The 15,590-nt window shown below is 62.2% G+C and carries 16 protein-coding genes; 8 read left to right on the forward strand and 8 right to left on the reverse strand.

What is annotated here, in order from left to right:
• Positions 1-25: 25 nt before the first annotated feature.
• Positions 26-544 (reverse strand): DNA helicase, encoded by a 519-nt coding sequence (locus HCR76_RS00180; RefSeq protein WP_166986113.1) that lies wholly within the window; start codon positions 542-544, stop codon positions 26-28.
• Between the two features lie 104 nt (positions 545-648).
• Here HCR76_RS00180 and HCR76_RS00185 point away from each other — a divergent pair, with 104 nt between their 5' ends.
• The 5 genes from HCR76_RS00185 (at position 649) to HCR76_RS00205 (ending at position 3,750) form a co-directional block, all read left to right on the forward strand.
• A complete protein-coding gene (locus HCR76_RS00185) occupies positions 649-1,191 on the forward strand; it encodes a peptidylprolyl isomerase (RefSeq protein WP_166986110.1) in 543 nt (180 codons plus the stop codon).
• 12 nt (positions 1,192-1,203) lie between these two features.
• Positions 1,204-2,067, forward strand: coding sequence for a rhomboid family intramembrane serine protease (locus HCR76_RS00190; RefSeq protein WP_166986107.1), 864 nt, complete (start codon positions 1,204-1,206; stop codon positions 2,065-2,067).
• A gap of 325 nt (positions 2,068-2,392) precedes the next feature.
• Positions 2,393-2,872: a siderophore-interacting protein gene (locus HCR76_RS00195; RefSeq protein ID WP_166986103.1), complete on the forward strand. Its 480-nt coding sequence runs from the start codon at positions 2,393-2,395 to the stop codon at positions 2,870-2,872.
• Positions 2,873-2,878: 6 nt separating this feature from the next.
• Positions 2,879-3,220 carry a siderophore-interacting protein gene (locus HCR76_RS00200; RefSeq protein ID WP_166986100.1) on the forward strand — a complete coding sequence of 114 codons (342 nt, stop codon included), beginning with the start codon at positions 2,879-2,881 and terminating at the stop codon, positions 3,218-3,220.
• Positions 3,220-3,750: a flavin reductase family protein gene (locus tag HCR76_RS00205; protein WP_166986097.1), complete on the forward strand. Its 531-nt coding sequence runs from the start codon at positions 3,220-3,222 to the stop codon at positions 3,748-3,750. Before HCR76_RS00200 ends, HCR76_RS00205 begins: the two co-directional genes overlap by 1 nt.
• 49 nt (positions 3,751-3,799) lie before the next feature.
• On the opposite strand, the gene HCR76_RS00210 is transcribed toward HCR76_RS00205, so the two are convergent.
• On the reverse strand, positions 3,800-4,057 hold the full coding sequence (locus HCR76_RS00210; protein WP_166986094.1) for a cell division protein CrgA: 258 nt from the start codon (positions 4,055-4,057) through the stop codon (positions 3,800-3,802).
• 45 nt (positions 4,058-4,102) lie between these two features.
• Here HCR76_RS00210 and HCR76_RS00215 point away from each other — a divergent pair, with 45 nt between their 5' ends.
• Genes HCR76_RS00215 through HCR76_RS00225 form a run of 3 tightly spaced genes read left to right on the forward strand, consistent with a single transcriptional unit; the run spans position 4,103 to position 5,751 of the window.
• The gene (locus HCR76_RS00215; RefSeq protein ID WP_166986091.1) at positions 4,103-4,906 is read left to right on the forward strand and encodes a class E sortase; all 804 of its coding nucleotides are present in this window, start codon (positions 4,103-4,105) and stop codon (positions 4,904-4,906) included.
• Between the two features lie 2 nt (positions 4,907-4,908).
• On the forward strand, positions 4,909-5,067 hold the full coding sequence (locus HCR76_RS00220; RefSeq protein ID WP_166986088.1) for a hypothetical protein: 159 nt from the start codon (positions 4,909-4,911) through the stop codon (positions 5,065-5,067).
• A 9-nt stretch (positions 5,068-5,076) separates the two neighbouring features.
• The gene (locus tag HCR76_RS00225) at positions 5,077-5,751 is read left to right on the forward strand and encodes an anthranilate synthase component II (RefSeq protein ID WP_166986085.1); all 675 of its coding nucleotides are present in this window, start codon (positions 5,077-5,079) and stop codon (positions 5,749-5,751) included.
• Between the two features lie 189 nt (positions 5,752-5,940).
• Here HCR76_RS00225 and HCR76_RS00230 read toward each other — a convergent pair whose 3' ends face one another.
• The 6 genes from HCR76_RS00230 to HCR76_RS00255 form a co-directional block, all read right to left on the reverse strand.
• Positions 5,941-7,395, reverse strand: coding sequence for an HNH endonuclease (locus HCR76_RS00230; protein ID WP_166986082.1), 1,455 nt, complete (start codon positions 7,393-7,395; stop codon positions 5,941-5,943).
• A gap of 239 nt (positions 7,396-7,634) precedes the next feature.
• Complete coding sequence (pknB, locus tag HCR76_RS00235) at positions 7,635-9,464, reverse strand: Stk1 family PASTA domain-containing Ser/Thr kinase (RefSeq protein WP_166986079.1); 1,830 nt, start codon at positions 9,462-9,464, stop codon at positions 7,635-7,637.
• Positions 9,465-9,585: 121 nt separating this feature from the next.
• Positions 9,586-11,406 carry a protein kinase domain-containing protein gene (locus tag HCR76_RS00240; protein ID WP_166986076.1) on the reverse strand — a complete coding sequence of 607 codons (1,821 nt, stop codon included), beginning with the start codon at positions 11,404-11,406 and terminating at the stop codon, positions 9,586-9,588.
• Positions 11,403-12,863 (reverse strand): peptidoglycan D,D-transpeptidase FtsI family protein, encoded by a 1,461-nt coding sequence (locus tag HCR76_RS00245; protein WP_166986072.1) that lies wholly within the window; start codon positions 12,861-12,863, stop codon positions 11,403-11,405. Before HCR76_RS00245 ends, HCR76_RS00240 begins: the two co-directional genes overlap by 4 nt.
• Positions 12,860-14,266 carry an FtsW/RodA/SpoVE family cell cycle protein gene (locus HCR76_RS00250; protein WP_166986069.1) on the reverse strand — a complete coding sequence of 469 codons (1,407 nt, stop codon included), beginning with the start codon at positions 14,264-14,266 and terminating at the stop codon, positions 12,860-12,862. Before HCR76_RS00250 ends, HCR76_RS00245 begins: the two co-directional genes overlap by 4 nt.
• Complete coding sequence (locus tag HCR76_RS00255; protein WP_166986066.1) at positions 14,263-15,588, reverse strand: Stp1/IreP family PP2C-type Ser/Thr phosphatase; 1,326 nt, start codon at positions 15,586-15,588, stop codon at positions 14,263-14,265. Before HCR76_RS00255 ends, HCR76_RS00250 begins: the two co-directional genes overlap by 4 nt.
• Positions 15,589-15,590: the final 2 nt, after the last annotated feature.

Below are 15,590 nucleotides of genomic sequence, written 5' to 3' on the forward strand. Positions count from 1 at the left end.
CCCCTCTTCAGCAAAAGCTCTCAGCTCAGTTGCCTGGCAGCGAATCGTCGTCGTCGGCAACCCACAGCTCGTCGTCGGCGCGGAACGTCTGCCACACGGCATACGCGACGCCCGCAGCGGCAACGAGGCCGGCAGTCAGTGCGATCGCCCGCCCGGCACCCGACTTCTTCTTGGGAGCGGGCTGGGCTACCTTGCCAAACGCCGCCTTGACGCGGCCGTCCCGCGCAGCATCTCCGAGCGCCATGACGGTGCCGAGGGCGCCGCCCATAGCGGGGAGCACCTTCTTGTCGAAGTTGTGCTTGGCGACCTGGCGAGCGTCGTACGTCGCGGCATCCACTCGGTGAACGACCGGCTGCAGCTTGTCTTCGTATGCGCGTGCGAGGCGCGGCGCGATCTCATCGCGGCTGTACGCAGAGAGCTGGCGACTCGCATCACGAGCCACGGAGTTCGCCTGATCCAGCAGATCTTGCTGCGCGGCCCACAGGGCGTTTGCGTCACCCTTGAGGCGTTTCAGCTGCTTCTTGCGCTTGCGTGTCATGCTCACTGGGGGACCTCCATTGATCTCGTGACAAACGATTCACCCTATCTTGTCATGAGAGGCTGGGAGCGTCACAAGAGGCACGGCATTCATTATGCAAGAATTGACATATGTCTATTCACACCGCTGTCGCCACGATCCACACCAACTACGGCGACATCAAGGTAAATCTCTTTGGCGATCATGCCCCCAAGACCGTCGAAAACTTTGTCGGGCTCGCCACCGGTTCGAAGGATTGGACCGACGAAACGACGGGCGAGACCAAGACGAACACCCCGCTGTACAACGGTGTTGTCTTTCACCGCATCATCCCCGGGTTCATGATTCAGGGCGGGGACCCGCTCGGCAACGGAACAGGTGGACCCGGCTACAAGTTCAACGACGAGATCCACCCGGAGCTCAACTTCACGCAGCCGTACATGTTCGCCATGGCGAACGCCGGAACCATTGCGGGCGAGGGCACCAACGGGTCGCAGTTCTTCATCACCGTCGGCGCGACCACGTGGCTTCAGGGCAAGCACACCATCTTCGGTGAGGTTGCCGACGACGCAGGACGCAAGATCGTTGACAAGCTCGCTACCGTGCCGACGGACGCTCGTGACCGGCCTCTCGACGACGTCGTCATCGAGAGCGTCGACGTCGAGAATGTCTGAACCTGAGGGTCAGTGAGCACCTTCCCGACGGGCCGCGAGAACTTCTGCTACCGGCATCCTGATCGGCAGAGCTTTGTGCTCTGCCAACGGTGCGGTCGCACAATCTGCGCCGAATGCCAGACGCAGGCGCCCGTCGGGGTGGTGTGTCCCGAGTGCATGCGTGAGCAGCGTGCCTCGGCACCCAAGGTCAAGTCGGCCGCGGCGACTCGATTCTCGAGTGTCATGCGCAAAGGATCGGGCCACCCGGCCGTCACCTATGTGATCATCGCGCTCACCCTCGCGGTCTTTGTGCTCCAGCTGCTTCCGCTGGGAGTCACCGACGCTCTTCTGTATGCCGGCGTCTACAGTGTTCCCGAGCTCGGTTTCTTTGAACCATGGCGGATGCTGACTGTCGCTCTCGTGCACTCGAAATCGTTCATTCTGCACGTCGCGCTCAACATGTACACGCTGTGGATTTTCGGCAGAATGCTTGAGCCGATGATCGGGCGCTGGCGATTTGCGACGCTCTACGTCATTACGGCCTTCGGTTCGTCGGTGGGCGTTCTGCTGCTGTCGAACCCTCTGCAGCCCGTGGTCGGAGCGTCCGGGGCGATCTTCGGCCTGATGGGCGCGACCCTCGTTATCGTGCACAAGCTGGGCGGAAACATGACGGGACTTCTGGTGCTTGTCGGCATCAACCTCGTCATCGGCTTCATTCCGGGCACCAACATAGCCTGGCAAGCGCATCTCGGCGGCCTCATCACCGGAGCCTTGCTTGGCCTAGTCTTTGTGAGCACGCGGCGTCGCAAGCAGCAGAAGATGCAGAAGCTCGGCGTTGCCGGAATCGTTGTGCTGCTGCTCGTGCTGACGGTTGTCGGAACCCGTCTTTACGTGTAAACGCCTCCGACGGTGTCATTGCGGTTCTCGCATCAAAACGCGGCGGGCATTCATACGTGTTCGTCCACACGTTTTCCACACGGAAGTGGGCATTTCACACAGATCGCCCACAAGCCGTCCCCAGAGTTATCCACAGGTTTGTCCACACTGTGGAGAATTACAGGCATGTAACTCGACACCGGCCGGGGAAGTTACTCACAGGAGTTATCAACACCTGGGGAGAACTACACTCGTGTAATTCGGTGCGACGCGGCATCCTTCGTTCGCGGCGATAACTGGTGCCGCCCGGCGTACGCTGGGGAGAGGCCGAGGAGAGGATGCTCGAATGGTGACACGTGAGCGCATACGCCACGAACTCGAGGTTCGGCGCACGACTGTTGAGCGCGTCGACTGGCTCAACGATGCCATGGTGCGCATCACCGTGACAGGCGAGAGCCTGAGAGGTTTTACGGCTCGGGGCCCGAACGACCACGTCAAGGTATTCTTTCCCGACCCCGACACGGGAACCCTCACGGCGCCGCACAGAACGGCCGAGGGCCTCACGCGCCCGACGGACGGCCTGATTCTTTCGCGAGACCTCACACCTCTCACATTTCGTGAGAACAACTCGGCGGGCGTTCCCGAACTCGACATCGACATTGTCGTTCACGGCGACGACGCACCCGCGACGTCGTTCGCAACGCATGCCCATCCCGGTCAGCCGCTCGGCATCGCCGGGCCGCGCGGATCACGCCTCGTCCCCGACGGCATCACGCGTGCAGTGCTCATCGCCGATGAGACGGCGCTGCCCGCCTTCACTCGCTGACTGCGGATGCTGTCGCCCGACGTAAAGATCACCTCCATTGTTCAGGTGAACACCGAAGAGGCCGATCAATACATCACACAGGAGCATCGCGACCGCTCGAACATTGAGCTTCTCTATCGTGAAGACGGCCCGGGACAGCTGATCGAGGCAGTGCGTTCTCTCGGATCGATCAGCGACGACACGTATGTGTGGGCCGCCGGCGAGGCGAACGAGCTCGTCGAGGTGCGCCGTCACCTTCGCCGTGACCTCGGTCTTTCCCCGGATCAGGTAGAGGTAGAGGGCTACTGGAAGCGCGGAATCGTCAACCTCGATCACCACGCCCCGCTCGACCCCAGTGATCCTGACTGATGGCACACGAGATCGTCGACGTCGATGCATCCGCGCTGGGTCGCACGGTGAAAGACAGGTACCGGATGCTGTCGGGCAGCGCAGCAAAGGGCGTTGCCGTTGTAACGACCGTCGCTGCCCGATACGACCACGCAACGACTGTCACCGATTACCTTTCGGTGTCATACGACCCGCCGACCATGCTCGTGAGTCTTTATGGGCTGTCGCGCACGGCTGAGGCCGCCACGGACTCGGGGCGGTGGGCGCTGAGTCTGCTCGCCAGCGATCAGCGCGCCATTGCCGATGAGCTCGGGGAACTTGGAGCGCCGCTCAGGGGTCTGCTCGCGCGCACGCCGCATTGGCGGCGCGAACCGGGTGCGCCGGCAATCATCGAGGGCAGTGTTGCATGGTTCGAATGTCGAACGACGGCGGTGCACACGGCGGCAACGCATCAGCTCGTCGTCGGCGAGGTCGTGGCGATGGGGCGCAGCGAAGATCACCGTGCGAAACCGCTCGTTTTCTACCGGTCGGAATTTGGCACCACGACATAGCAAAGGCCTCCGCCGAAACGGAGGCCTTGTGCGAGAAGTCTGTGCGCGGCTATCGCCAGCGTGTGGTCATGAGAAAGCCGATGAAGGCGATGCCGAAACCGACCAGAATGTTCCACGAGCCGAGGGCGGCAACGGGCAGAAGCCCCTGTGAGAGGTAGAACACGATGATCCAGGCGAGTCCGATCAGCATGAAGCCGAACATGACCGGCTTGAACCACACCGGGTTCGGTGCGTCGTCACCGCTGCGCTGAGCCTGCTGCTGCTGTTGAGCGCGAGCTGCTGCAGCTTTGTTCTTCGTGCGTGCCATGCCAGCCATTCTATCTATACATGAGCGATCAGTAGAATCAGCCCTATGGTACATGGTGACCCGGATGCCGCCGGCGGGGGTCGGGCACAGAGGCGACGATCTGCCGGGCGGCCTGCCGCACGGTCGCGTCCGCGCGTCACCGTGGTCGGAGTGTTGGGTGAGCTGCTCATCACGGCGGGTGTGCTCATTCTGCTGTTCCTCTTTTGGCAGCTGTGGCTCAACGACATCATTGTCAGAGCCGAGCAGAACGACGTCGCGCACGATCGAGCGCAAAGCTGGCTCTCTGATGCGGCCGAGGCTCCCGATCCGATTGTCGCCGACGATGGCACCGAGGTTTATGAGCCGATCATTCCCGAACCGGCTGCCGATACCGAGATCTTCGGAGTGATGACCATTCCGCGCTTCGGTGCCGACTATGCCGCTGATGTCGCGGGAGGCGTCACACGCCCCGGCACACTCGACCCGATCGGGCTCGGTCATTACCTGGGCACGCAGTCACCGGGTGAACCGGGCAACTTCGCTCTTGCCGGACACCGCACCACCTACGGCAAGCCCCTCAACCAGATCGCCGAGCTGCGTGTCGGCGACGCGATCGTGCTGCAGACCAAAGATGGCTGGTATACGTATCGTTTCCGCACGCTTGAGTACGTCACGCCGCAGTCGGTGGACGTGCTCAATCCGATTCCGCAGAGCGACGAGGCCGAGGTGACCGACAGCTTCATCACGCTCACGGCGTGCAGCCCCATGTTCTCGGCGGCCGAGCGCATCATCGCCTACGGAACGTTCGAATCGTTCACCCCCACGGCCGTCGGCCCGCCGGCATCCCTCACCGAGAACCTGGAGGACTGACCGTGTACGCAGCACTCTGGCGCATTCTGCCCGGCCCTGTCGTCGTCAAGCTTCTCATTCTGCTTGCGCTTATTGCGGCTGTGCTTTACGTGCTCTTCGCCTTCGCCTTTCCGTGGGTGCAGACGCTCATTCCCGTGCCTGACGCCACGCTCGATGAATAGACTCGGGTTATGACTCGTGTTCTCGTCGTCGACAATTACGACAGCTTCGTCTATACCCTCGACGGCTATCTGCAGCAGATCGGTGCCGAGACCGAAGTTGTGCGCAACGACGCATTCAGCGAAGCGGATGCCGCGGCATATGCCGCGACGTTCGATGCCGTGCTGTTGTCGCCTGGCCCGGGCAAACCAGCGGATGCCGGAGTGTCGATCTCTCTTGTGCACGTGGCAGTGGCGTCGGGGCAGCCATTGCTGGGAGTCTGCCTTGGCCATCAGGCGATCGCTGAGGCGTTTGGAGGCGTCGTCACGAACGCGGTGGAGCTCATGCACGGCAAAACTTCGCAGGTGGAACACGACGGAAGTCCGTTTTATGCGGGGGTTCCGCAGCCGTTCACGGCGACGCGGTATCACTCGCTCGCCGTCGTCGACGGCACTGTGCCCGACGAGATCGTGGTGAATAGTCGCACACAAGGCGGCGTCATTATGGGACTGCATCATCGCAGTCAACCGATCTTCGGAGTGCAGTTTCATCCCGAGAGTGTCTTGACCGAGGGTGGCTATCGCATGTTGGGCAACTGGCTCGAAACTGCGGGGCTCCACGACGCAGTGCGCACAGCCGCCGAGCTTCACCCGTTGATGGCGACGGATGTTGCGCCGGCGACCGCAACGAAGGCGACTCCCGCCTGACGCACGTGGTCGGCGTTCGGTTCATAGCAATCGCTCACTAGGCCAACTTGTGCGGGTGGCGCAACGCCGCAGGGCACGCCGTGCAGCGCATCGAGCGTTTCAGCTCGTTCAGTAACTGCCGGGCGCACTCTGCGTGGCGCGTCGAGTGGTGTGACTCGTGCGTGGTGTTCCCTCGGGGCCGCCGCGTACTCAGGTGCGCGGCCTGGTATCTCGTCCGGGGTCGGGTCCGGTGTCGTTGTCGTCTCCGGGTTTGCGCCGCCTGCCGAGATACCGTCGGTTCACGTACCAGTCTGGTGGAATCAGTCTCGGGTGCCCGGTGTTGTCGCGGGTGAGGGACCATTCGCCGCGTTCAACCAGACGGTGATGAAACCAACACAGCATGACACCGTTCGTGGTGTCGGTTTTGCCGTCTTTTGCCCACCCCTGCACATGGTGTGCTTCACACAGCCAGGCGGGAATGTCACAGTCGGCAGCAACACACGTGCCGCCATCGCGTGCGATCAGGGCGAGGCGTTGCTTCGGGGTGAACTCACGTCTGGCATACCCGAGGTTCAACACGTCACCGTGCTCATCGATACGCACCTGTCGGGTGTCGCCGTCGCATCGCATCTGCTTCACAAACGACATGGGTAACGGTGCCGGGGTTCCCGGCGACCACGCAGCACCCGTGCCTGCTTCGAGGTCATCGTTTTTCACGGTGACGAGCACGGTGGGTCCTCTGCCGTGGAGTTTCGGTGCAGACTTCTGTTTCCCGGTGCCGCCGATGATCGCTGTGAACACGTCAGCACGTTCCTGCTGCCTCGACCGCACTTCCGGTTCCTGGCCGTGGGCGGCTAACTCTTCGGTCTCCATGAACTTCGGGCTGGTGCGTTTGGACATGAATGCGTCAAACACGGGTGTCACCTGTGCTGCCTGTTCCGGGGAGAGAGTGCCGGTGATTTTCATGCTGCCATCATCCCGATGACGAAACAGCAGAGCGCGTGCTTGATGGAGTTCTTCCGCTGTGGGTTCCACACCATCCGGATCCAACGCAACACAAAACATGCGTGCCTGCTGCCGCAGAGCATCCGCCGACACCGGCACCTCACCGTATGCACCGGTGGCGTTACCCAACAGTGTGCTCTCGGCCCACTCTGCTTGTTCTGGTGCCACCCGCGACAGAACCGGCGCCAACGCCGACGTGATCACCTCGGCAACATCCAAACCGATCGTGCCCTCAGCAAGCGCCGCAGCCGTCTGGGTGAAGACCGGATCCAACGGCAACCCCGTGTCAGACACCCGCGGTGTCGCCTGTTCGGCAACCTTCGCGTACCGGTGCGCTGTGGAGTTCTTCACCCCCGTCACCTTCTCAAACAATGCCGTCGCAGACGACGATCCGTGACGGGCCGCAAGACCATCAAACCCCGCATCGGTATCGGAGCGCCGGGCAATATCACCAACATTGCCAATTTGGCGGCCCTCAAGGAATCGGGTCGCCGTTGCGAGCAACCCCATATAGTGCAGCAAACCCTCCGCGGTGAGAGTCTGCGGGTCAACACCAGAAAGATCCGTCAGCGTATCGAGCAACCGCTCAGCCGCAGCGCACGCGACAGCATCCCGACCCTCCATAGGCCCGAAATCTGATGCCGCCGCTGTGTTGTGCATGACCATAGTTTGCCAGGGGCCACTGACATTGCACCGACACAAACCCCCGATCAAACCACCATTGTGGATAACTCGCAAAACTTTCTACCTGTGGACGAAGAAGCACGGACGTGAGCCGTTTGATCGGGCGTTCACAGCGACATTTCGACGCACGGGCAACCCGAGACGTGCTCTACGAGCGGGTGAGCCGGTTCGGCTACGTCAGCGAGCAACGCCCCTGAACCACACGTCAGAGTAGTTCAGTCGTGCTCACGGACGGCGACGCTCTGAGTATCCGGGGTGCCCTGGCCGCCTTGGTTACCTTGGCCGCCCTTGTTTCCCTGGCCACCTTCGCCATCGTCTCCGCCGCCGTCGTCAGGGGCGCCCGTGCAGTAGGTCAGCTCGATTGTGGAATGTTGGGGAACTTCGCCTGGACCGATCGACTGGGAGGTCACGGGGTTACCCTCTTGGGCGACACAGGAGTCATCGGTGACCTCGATCACCGTGAGCGCATACTTCTCGCCCTCGAGCTCTTGCCTAGCGGTTTCCAGAGCTTTGCCTGACATATCGGGAATCGTCACCATGCCGTCTGAGATCACGATGTCGATCGTGGTTCCCTCAGGGACGTCCTCGCCAACGGCGGGCGATGTAGACAAAACGGTGTCTTTGGGTACTGACGCTGAATTTTCGGAGCTGATCGAACCCACTTCGAGCCCAGCATCCTCAATCGTGGCTTGTGCTTCGTCAAGAGTCATATTTGCCACGTCGGGGATCGTGTTGAGGTCGGCGCCCGTCGAAATGTACACCTTCACCTGGGTATTCGGAGCCACTCGAGTGCCCGCCTCAGGGTCGAGGGAGATCACTTCACCGGCGGGAACATCCGCACTAGCTTCCTCGTATTTGGTCGGCAGCAGGTCGAGGTCGGTAAGAGTCTTCTCTGCGCTGTCCCACGTTGTTCCGGTCAAACTGGGAATCGTGCGCGATGCTGAGGGCACCTGCGCAGCCTGAGGCAGAGTCATCACCCACCAGAGCACGGCCAGCATAATTACGGCCACAACGGTCACGCCGGCCCAGATCCACACGACGGGAGGGCGACGTTGTGTGCGGGTCACCGTGTCGTCGTTCGTGAGCTGCCGCAGCGCCTGCTCGGTGTCGTTGACAGGCGGTGGTGCGGCGCCGAAGAGCTCGGTCGCAACATCGTCGTCGTGCGCCATTGCCACCGTGTCGAGCGGAATGTGTCCATCGGCGGCCATACTGAGCGCTTCGCTGAAGTCGCTTGCCGTCTGATACCGCTGGTAACGGTCTTTTGCCAGCCCGGTGAGCACCACTTTGTCGATGGCAGCGGTCACGGCACTGTTGAGCGACGAAGGCTTGACCGGGGTTTCGCTGACGTGCTGGTAAGCGACCGAAACGGCAGTGTCACCGACGAACGGCGCGCGTCCCGTGAGCATCTCAAAGAGAACAACGGATGCCGAATAGATGTCGGTGCGGGCGTCGACGGTTTCGCCTTTCGCCTGCTCAGGCGAGAAGTATGAGGCAGTTCCGAGAATCTGCGTGGTCTGGGCAACCGTCGACGATGTGTCGCTCACCGCGCGCGCAATGCCGAAGTCCATCACCTTGACGGTGCCTTCGGGAGTGATCATGATGTTGCCCGGCTTGATATCCCGGTGCACGACGCCAGCGCGGTGTGAGTACTCGAGTGCAGTGAGAATGTCTTGCGTAATGCTCACTGCCTCGTCTACCTCGAGGGGCCCCTGAGCAATCAGGTCCTTGAGCTGGTGCCCTTGCACATACTCCATGACGATGAAGGGCTCGCGCTCCAGCTCGCCGTTGTCGCGCCGCACCGACTCTTCGCCGGCGTCGAAAACGCGCACAATGCCGGAGTGTGACATGCGCGATGCAGACTGTGCCTCTTGGCGAAAGCGTGTGCGAAATGCTGGGTCGCTAGCGAGTTCTGACTTGAGAATCTTGACGGCGACGTTGCGGCCGAGCTTGGTGTCTCGTCCTTTGTAGACGACAGCCATGCCCCCTCGTCCGATGACGGAACCGATGCGGTACCGCCCAGCGAGGATCCGCTCTTCGTCAACCACCCCATGAACTCCGAATCGTCGGACATCGCCCCGGTTGGGGCCTTGAACGCGTATAGCCTATCGGGCGGATGCTGGACAGTCGCCGGAATTGTGGAGTATTGCCCTGGATCGCGCTGTTCCGCTACCCGCGAGTGCCCACTTCTTCGCGTGACGGCTCCGAGGTGAGGCCGAGTCCGTCGCTTGTCGAGTTCGCGTTTCCCTCACCAGTCTCGCCACCACCGGTCTCGCCACCACCTTGGTCGTCCCATGTGATCGACGTCACAGTATTGGGCGAGGTCTGGGATTCGGCTTCACCGCACAGCACGCTCCATGACACCGTGAGCTGTGTTGCGCCTTCATCGATTGTGACGGTCACTGCCTGGTTTCCGCCCGGCTTGATGTCTGTGCTGTTGACCGAGCCGCCGCTGACTTGAATGCGGTAGCCGGTGACGCTCGTTCCGGCGGGACAATTCGTGTAAGTGTTCCACGTTGCCGTCACCGTGTTGTTCTCGGGGCTTGCCGTGAACTCACAGCCAGCGCCGCTGCAGTTATTGACGGACGGCGCTTCTGTTGGGGCATCCGGAGAGGCAAGCGAGCCGTAGACGGTGAGCGTGATGGTGTCGCCGGGGTTCACCTTGCCGTAGGGGTTGACGTCGGTGACCTTATCGACCTGGTCGCTCGAGGTAGCGGGGTCGCCAACCTGCTTCTCTGCGACGAGCCCGAGTCCGTCGAGCTTGCTCGCTGCTTCGTCGTACGAGAGACCGACGAAGTCGCTCTTGTCGATGGAAACGCGGGTGTTCTCTGGCGCCGGCTCGCTCGTTTCTTCTGCAGGCGTCGACGACATCGTGGTCGGAGGCGTCGTCGTGCTGCCGGCATCCGAGTCGCTGTTCATGTTGACGAGCGCAAAGATTGTTCCGCCGAGAACGAGCACGAGAACGGCGATCAGCACGATGAGCGGCCACGTCCACGGACTGCGCTTCTTCTTTGCGCCCTCTTCGCCCTCGCCGGCGACGGGTAGCGATGCGGTTCCCGTGTCTTCGTGTTCGCTGATCAGCTGTGTGGAGTCGGCATCCGACCCGGCGATGATGCTTGTTCCGCCGGTTCCCTCACCGACGGCGGGAACAGCGGCGGTTGCTGCCGCGACATCGCCGCGACGCAGAGCGTTCGCCGCACGCACGACGTGTGCCGTTGTCGCTGGTCGGTCGTCTGGGTTCTTCGCGATCATCGAGAACACCAGGTTGCGCACGGGCTCTGCCACCGTGGCGGGGAGCTCCGGCGGCGCTTCATTGATCTGCGCCATCGCGATCGCCACCTGCGATTCGCCCGTGAACGGGCGCTTTCCCGCCAGGGCCTCGTAGGCGACGATGCCGAGCGAGTAGATGTCGGTGGAGGGTGATGCCGGATGCCCGGACGCCTGCTCAGGCGATAGGTACTGCACGGTACCCATGACTTGGCCGGTTGCCGTGAGCGGAACCTGGTCGGCGATGCGGGCGATGCCGAAGTCGGTGATCTTCACGCGACGGTCTGGCGTGATCAGCAGGTTTCCCGGTTTGATGTCGCGGTGAACAAGTCCAGCCGTGTGGGCTGCCTGCAGTGCGGCGGCCGTCTGGGCGACAATATCAAGCGTTGCATCGGTCGACAGCACGTGTTCGCGCTCGAGCGTTGACGACAGAGCTTCGCCGGGGACGAGCTCCATGACGAGGAACGCCGAACCGTTCTCTTCGCCGTAGTCGAAGACGTTGGCGATGCCCTCGTGGTTGACGAGGGCAGCGTGGCGCGCCTCGGCACGGAACCGCTCGAGGAAGCCGGGGTCGCCCATGTACTCGTCTTTGAGGATCTTGATGGCGACTGTGCGTCCGATGACGTTGTCTGTCGCTTTCCAGACTTCGCCCATGCCTCCGATGGCGATTCGAGACTCCAACTCGTATCGCCCGCCGAAGGTCACCCCTGCCATGGGTCTCATTCGTTCAGCACCGCCTCAATAACCTTTTTGGCGACCGGAGCGGCAATCTCATTGCCACTGCCGGACTGGCCCTTTCCGCCACCATCTTCAATTACGACTGCTACTGCAACCTGAGGGTTGTCCGCGGGGGCGAAGCCGGTGAACCACAGGGAGTATGGCTCGTCGGACCCGTTTTCTGCCGTGCCCGTCTTTCCCGCCACACTGACTCCGTCTATTGTGGCATTACTCGCGGCTCCGCTTCGGACGCTGAGCTGCATAGCGGCAGACACATCCGCTGCCACATCGGGCGTCGTTGCTTCGTTGTACACCGAGGGAGTGAAGCTCTGAAGCACCTCGAGGTTGCGCCCGGTCACCCTGTCAACGAGCGTCGGTTGCATGACTGTTCCCTCGTTCGCAATGCCAGACGAGACCATCGCCATCTGAAGCGGCGTCGACTTGACGTCACCCTGCCCGAAGGCAGACAGCGCAGTCTCGGCATCGTTCAGGCCCTCTTGGGGGTAGTTGCTGGTGCCACACTGCAATGGAATCGTGATGTTCTCGTCGTTGAACCCAAACGACTCGGCCGTGTCCCGAATCGCCTCGTCGCCCAGCTTCACCCCGAGCTCCGCCATAGGGATGTTGCAGCTGAGGCGGATCGCGTCGGCGATCGACACGTCGTCACCCGGTCCGCAGGTGCCGCGGCTGGCGTTGTAGATCTTCGTCGATGTTCCCGGCAACGTGTACGAGGCTGGGTTGGGAAGCTTTGAATCGGGTGTGTAGTCGCCAGACGCAAAAGCCGCGGCGGCAACGACAACCTTGAATGTCGACCCTGGCGGGTTCTGGTCGCCGCTGATCGCGCGATTGTAAAACGGCTTGCTCGGTTCATCGAGCAGAGCGTTGTACCGCTCGAGAACCTTGGTGCTGTCATGCTCGGCGAGAGTATTCGGGTCGTAGGTTGGTGTCGTGACCATGGCAAGAATGCGCCCGGTCTTCGGCTCAACGGCGACGAGTCCGCCGGTGTAGCCCTTCATGGCGTTCCACGCGGCTTCCTGCACGGCAGGATTGATCGTCACCTCCACGGCGGCCCCCTTGGGGTCCTGACCGGCGATGATCTGGTTGAGACTGTCGAGAAACTGCGAATTCGACGTGCCCGAGAGGTACTGATTCATCGAATGCTCGAGGCCTGACGACCCTTGTGTCGGGTTGAAGTAACCCGTGACAGCTGCATACATTTCGCCCTGCGGGTACTCGCGCTGATACACGAACTGGTCACCGGTCGGCTTCGATGAGGCGAGAACCGTGTCGCCGGCGAGAATAGCGCCGCGTTCGGTCTGGTAGCTGTCGTACAGCGATCGCGTGTTGCGGGAGTCGGCCGCGAGGGAGTCTGCCTGGATGCCCTGAATGACCGTCGTCGAGACGAAGAGGGTGAGAAACATCGCCACCATCACGATGCTGACGCGTTTGAACTCTCTGTTCATGAGCTCACCTCCGCAGGCTTGCGCCTGACGCTGTCGCTCACGCGCAGCAGAATCGCGACGATCATCCAGTTGGCGACGAGCGACGAGCCTCCTGCCGCGAGGAACGGAGCGGTCAGACCGGTGAGCGGGATCACGCGAGTGACGCCGCCGACCATGATGAACACCTGCAAAGCAATGGTGAACGCGAGGCCGAGAGCCAGCAGCTTGCTGAAGTCGTCTTGGCCGACGAAGCCGATGCGGAACCCGCGTGAAACAAGCACGAGGTAGAGCACGAGAATGGCGAACATGCCGGCGAGACCGAGTTCCTCGCCGAGGCTCGCGATGATGTAGTCACTCTCTGCAAGCGGTGTGAGCTGCGGGCGGCCTTGGCCGAGGCCCGTCCCGATGAGACCGCCGTGCGCCAGCCCGAAGATTCCCTGCACAAGCTGGTAGCTATTGCCAGCATCCCCGCCGTTGTAAACGGTATCGCTGAACGCGTAGAGCCAGTTGTTGAAACGGTTCTGCACGTAGGTGAGCGACTGGCTCGCCACGAACGCGCCAGCGCCGAACAGGCCTCCGCCGATGAGCACCCAGCTCAGTCGCGCGGTGGCGACATAGAGCATGACAGTGAACATTCCGAAGTAGAGCAGGGCTGTGCCGAGATCGCGCTCGAAAATGATGATGAGCATTGCGAACACCCACACCACCATGATGGGTCCGAGGTCTCGCAGTCGGGGGAATCGCACCCCGAGCACTTTCTTGCCCACCATTGACAGGCTGTCTCGAGTGCGCACGAGGTAGCCCGCGAAGAAGATGGCGAGGGCAATCTTCGCAATCTCACCGGGCTGAAACGACAGCAGGTCGCCGATGCCGATCCACACCCTTGCGCCGCCAACGCTCTTGCCGAGCCCTGGAACAAGTGGCAGAAGCAGCAGCACGAAGGCGCCGAGGCCGAAGATGTACGTGTAGCGGAACAGCACTCGGTGGTTCTTGAGTATGAGGATCACCGCGATTGCGGCGATGATCGCAATCGCGCTCCAGGCGATTTGACGAGTGGATGCTGCGGCCCAGCCGACGTTTCCCTCGGCGATGTCGATGCGATAGATCTCGGCGATACCCAGTCCGTTGAGCACGGTGGCGATGGGAAGCAGAAGCGGGTCGGATTGGGCGGCGACGTAGCGCAGGCAGATGTGCAGTCCGAAGACGAGCACAGACAACGCTGCCCCGAAGTAGATCAGTGAGTAGTCGAGCTCGCCGATGGCCCCCAGCTGCACGAGCATGATCGAGACGGTGTTCACGAGGCAGGCGAAGATGAGCAGCATGAGCTCGCGGTTGCGCATCTTCTGCGGAACGTGGAGCTTGCGCATGATGCGAATCACCGCGGTGTCGGGGGTGACGCTGTCGGCGCTTTTCACGTCGGTCATCCGTCTCCCTCCGGTGTCGTAGTCGTAGTCGTAGTCGGGGCCGGCGTCGGCGTCTCGCTCGAGGTGCCCGAGTCGGCATCCTGCTCGTCATCTTGGTTGACGCGCAGGCGCGACACGATGTCTCGCGCGTCGTCGAGGCTTGCTGCGCTGATGGTGCGCTCAACCTCCTGCCTGTCGTAGAACGACAACTCACCGAGAAGGATGCCTGTGTCGTTGTACTCGTGCGAGAGCGAGAGGGGACCGACGTTCTGCTGGATGCCCTGGAAGATCACAACGCTGTCGCCGTCTGCACCGACGTAGTAGCGCGTCTGCGTCCACGAATACGCGGCGAGCAGACTCAGCACGAGGGCGAGCACCAGCACGAAGATGCCGAGGGTCCAGGTAAGACGCCGGCGGCGCACGCGTCGGGCATCCTCTTCGATCAGCTCTTCGAGGTAGTCATCCGATGCAGGCTCGAAGTGCGAGGGATCGAGCGGGGCGACGCGGCCCGTGTGCAGCCGGAGCGCGGGAATGAGCCCAGTGCGGCGTGATGGCTTGACTTCGAACGCGAGGGGGCGGGACGCCGAACCGACAACGACGGGCCCCTCGGCCGTGCTCTTTGCACCGACGTCGAGCACCACGACGGTGACGTTGTCGGGCGCCCCGTTGTCGAGGGTCTTCTTCACGAGCCGATCGGCGGTCTTCTGCGCGTTCTGCCCCGCGGCGACGATGCGCAGTGTGTCACGGTCGTCGACGTAGTCGCTCAGTCCGTCGGAACAGATGATCCAGCGGTCGCCGTCGTGCACCTGCATCGAGAGCGTGTCGACCTCGGGTGACGTATCGACGTCGCCAAGCACCCGCATGAGCACAGAGCGGCGCGGGTGAACACGTGCCTCAGCCGGTGTGATGCGGCCGGAGTCTACGAGCTTCTGCACGAATGTGTGGTCGGTGGTGATCTGCGTCAGTTCGCCGTCGCGGTAGAGGTAGATGCGGGAATCGCCGATGTGTGCGATCGCCACTTCGTCGCCCACCACCATGAGGGCGTCGACTGTCGTGCCCATTCCCGTGAGCTCCGGGTGCTCGAAGACCGTTTCGCTCAGCTGATCGTTCGCCGCCATAATGGCGTCTTGCATCGCGAACTGCGCGTCTTCGACCGTGGCGTACGGGGCATCCGCTTCGATGATGCGGTTGGCGGCGATGGCCGAGGCGACGTCGCCGCCCGCGTGCCCGCCCATGCCGTCGGCGATCATAAACAGGTGGGTGCCGGCATACCCGGAGTCCTGGTTGTTCGACCGGATCTTGCCGACGTCGGTAGCCGCCGCCGCGTTTGCCGAAAGGGGCATGG

This window comes from Paramicrobacterium chengjingii, from assembly GCF_011751765.2.
In the GTDB taxonomy this organism is placed as follows: Bacteria; Actinomycetota; Actinomycetes; order Actinomycetales; family Microbacteriaceae; genus Paramicrobacterium; species Paramicrobacterium chengjingii.

Bases quoted from the DNA above. Each gene is read 5' to 3' on its own strand.
- HCR76_RS00185 (WP_166986110.1), top strand. From the start codon at position 649: ATGTCTATTCACACCGCTGTCGCCACGATCCACACCAACTACGGCGAC.
- HCR76_RS00195 (WP_166986103.1), top strand. From the start codon at position 2,393: ATGGTGACACGTGAGCGCATACGCCACGAACTCGAGGTTCGGCGCACG.
- HCR76_RS00200 (WP_166986100.1), top strand. From the start codon at position 2,879: ATGCTGTCGCCCGACGTAAAGATCACCTCCATTGTTCAGGTGAACACC.
- HCR76_RS00205 (WP_166986097.1), top strand. From the start codon at position 3,220: ATGGCACACGAGATCGTCGACGTCGATGCATCCGCGCTGGGTCGCACG.
- HCR76_RS00210 (WP_166986094.1), bottom strand. From the start codon at position 4,057: ATGGCACGCACGAAGAACAAAGCTGCAGCAGCTCGCGCTCAACAGCAG.
- HCR76_RS00215 (WP_166986091.1), top strand. From the start codon at position 4,103: ATGGTACATGGTGACCCGGATGCCGCCGGCGGGGGTCGGGCACAGAGG.
- HCR76_RS00225 (WP_166986085.1), top strand. From the start codon at position 5,077: ATGACTCGTGTTCTCGTCGTCGACAATTACGACAGCTTCGTCTATACC.
- HCR76_RS00230 (WP_166986082.1), bottom strand. From the start codon at position 7,395: ATGCACAACACAGCGGCGGCATCAGATTTCGGGCCTATGGAGGGTCGG.
- HCR76_RS00240 (WP_166986076.1), bottom strand. From the start codon at position 11,406: ATGAGACCCATGGCAGGGGTGACCTTCGGCGGGCGATACGAGTTGGAG.
- HCR76_RS00245 (WP_166986072.1), bottom strand. From the start codon at position 12,863: ATGAACAGAGAGTTCAAACGCGTCAGCATCGTGATGGTGGCGATGTTT.
- HCR76_RS00250 (WP_166986069.1), bottom strand. From the start codon at position 14,266: ATGACCGACGTGAAAAGCGCCGACAGCGTCACCCCCGACACCGCGGTG.
- HCR76_RS00255 (WP_166986066.1), bottom strand. From the start codon at position 15,588: ATGCCCCTTTCGGCAAACGCGGCGGCGGCTACCGACGTCGGCAAGATC.